This is a genomic window from Campylobacter concisus, from assembly GCF_003048555.1.
Classification (GTDB): domain Bacteria; phylum Campylobacterota; class Campylobacteria; order Campylobacterales; family Campylobacteraceae; genus Campylobacter_A; species Campylobacter_A concisus_AO.
Genome location: NZ_PIRR01000084.1, coordinates 1 through 2102, shown reverse-complemented (window position 1 = coordinate 2102; position 2102 = coordinate 1). Strand labels below are relative to the sequence as shown.

1 protein-coding gene and 1 pseudogene are annotated in these 2102 nt (G+C 32.7%); both read left to right on the top strand.

The window, feature by feature from the left end:
• Positions 1 to 51 precede the first annotated feature (51 nt).
• Positions 52 to 822: pseudogene (locus CVS92_RS09330) on the top strand (cache domain-containing protein); the annotation flags it as partial.
• Entirely contained in the window at positions 805 to 2004 is a 1200-nt protein-coding gene (locus tag CVS92_RS09325; protein WP_413784139.1) for a methyl-accepting chemotaxis protein, read from the top strand. The pseudogene CVS92_RS09330 and the gene CVS92_RS09325, both read left to right, overlap by 18 nt.
• The last annotated feature ends 98 nt before the right edge of the window (positions 2005 to 2102 follow it).

Sequence of the window (2102 nt, the reverse complement as noted above, 5' to 3'; positions counted from 1 at the left end):
ATATAAAAAATATATAATCGCATCTTAAAAATTTTTGTAAAAGGAAAGTAAATGCGATCAATTGCAAACAAAATATCTTTAATGCTAATACTGGCATTATTCATATCATTCTCGCTAATATCTTTAGCTAGCTATAACACAGCTCATGATAAAGCCATTGAGTTAGTAATACAAACTCAAAAGCAAATCTTAAAAGATGTGAAAATCACACTAAATAGCTTTTTTACTAATAATCAGTATGCTATAGAGAAAATGGCTGAGACTCTTAGTAAGATAAGCGAGAAAAGTGATGGCTCGATGAATGCTGATGGTATAAATTTAGCTTTATCTCAAGCAAAAGCTATATCTGGAAAAGAGATCACTCTTGTTTACGCTGGATATGAAGATGGAGCTATGTTTAGATCAAATGGACAAAACAAAGCCGGATACGATCCAAGAGTTAGAGGATGGTATAAACAAGCTAAGGCCGAGAATAAACCAATATATACTGATCCATATATGGCAGCTTCATTAAATGCGATGGTTATAACCTTTGCTGCACCTATTAAAAATATTGGAGTTACGGGCATAGATGCGTCTATTGAGGAATTGAGCAATAATATATCGCAAATCAGTAAGACTGAGTACAGCTATGCTTTTGTTACAGATCAAAATGGCAACGTTATAATGCACCCAAATAAAGAATTAGTCGGCAAACCTCATGAGATCGCAAAGAGTCTAATAAAACAATATAATGAAAAGAAATTTGATGAAAATGGATTAATAGCATATAAAAATACAAAAGGCGAAGATGTCTATGCTTATATGTTAGAGATAAATGACAAAGGTTGGTTGGCAATAACAGCAATGGATCAAAATATCTTTAGCTCGCATACTTTGCCTATTTTAAAAGTTCAGATTATTTTAGCCTTTATATTTATAGTTGTCTTATCTTTGATTGTATATTTCTTGCTAAAAAGATCGCTTAATCCTATTAAAACTATTACAGATGCTTTGGTTAGTTTCTTTAGATTTTTAAATTTTGAGATAAAAGAGCCAGTTGTTTCAAAGGTGGCAACAAAAGATGAATTTGGCGTAATGAGCAAACTAATAAATGATAATATTGCTAAAATTTTTGACAATGCCGATCAAGACTCTAGAGTGGTATCTCAATCTGTTGAGACTGCAAAGGCGATAGAAAATGGAAATCTAAAAGCAAGGATAGTAGATGTTCCAGCTAATCCAAAGCTAATCGAATTAAAAGATGTCTTAAATAAAATGCTAGATGTTTTGGAGAAAAGAGTCGGTAGCGATTTAAATATGATCCAAAAAACTTTTAATGATTTTAGAAATTCTGATTTTACTTCAAGAATTTTGGATGCCAAAGGCAATGTCGAACTAGTAACAAATGAGCTTGGCGAAGAGATAGCTAATATGCTTGCATTTAACCTAAAACAAGCACAATTCTTAGAAGAAAAAGCTAAAAATTTAGATGCATCAATGAAGCAAGTAACTCAAGGTGCTAGCACACAAGCAAATTCTCTCCAAGAAAGTGCTGCTGCGATCGAACAAATGAGCAGCTCAATGAGTGCAATTAGCCAAAAGACTGTAGATGTTATAAAACAATCTGAAGAGATTAAAAACATTATCGTTATTATTAGAGATATAGCTGATCAAACCAACCTACTTGCTCTAAATGCTGCTATTGAGGCAGCACGTGCTGGTGAGCATGGACGAGGTTTTGCTGTAGTTGCGGATGAGGTTAGAAAACTAGCTGAGCGAACTCAAAAATCACTTGGCGAGATCGAAACTAATGCAAATATACTTACTCAAAGCATTAACGAGATGAGCGAAAGCATCAGAGAGCAAAGTGAAGGCATAAATATGATAAATCAAAGTGTAAGCCAGATTGATAGCATTACAAAGCAAAATGTTGATATCGTGAGTTCAACAAATGAAATCACCGCCCAAATCGATGAAATGGCTAAGACGATAGTAGCTGATGTTAAAAAGAATAAATTTTAACCTTACGGCTTGATATTTAAAATTTTATTGATATTTCATCCTCAAAATTTGAGGATGAAAATAACTCCTTTTTATCTATAATCTTAAAATTATTTTTT